The organism is Chryseobacterium sp. SIMBA_029, from assembly GCF_046535275.1.
GTDB lineage: Bacteria > Bacteroidota > Bacteroidia > Flavobacteriales > Weeksellaceae > Chryseobacterium.
On record NZ_JAWRXA010000554.1, the window covers coordinates 1 to 257 of the forward strand.

The window sequence follows — 257 nt, forward strand, 5'->3', positions numbered from 1 at the left end:
TCCTTTAAAAACTAATCAAAATTTTTGAATACATTAGGTGAACAAAAAAAGAATAACCTCATTAAAATTTAAATCCATGGAAAAAATAGCAGCCATTTGTTTCTTTCTGTTCAGCCTTTCTGTTGTGAATGCCCAGACTATAGAATCGGGAAGCCGCAGCACCACGGGCTATATCAAATCGGATGGTACGATTGAAAACAGCAGCCGTTCCACAGTCGGTTACATCAAGTCAGACGGAACGATTGAGAATAAAAACC

General features: G+C 37.7%; 1 protein-coding gene. It reads left to right on the top strand.

The features are described from left to right. Positions 1–76: 76 nt before the first annotated feature. Positions 77–257: 5-fold beta-flower protein (locus SB679_RS25200; RefSeq protein WP_410705060.1), on the top strand; the 181-nt coding region annotated here is incomplete at its 3' end.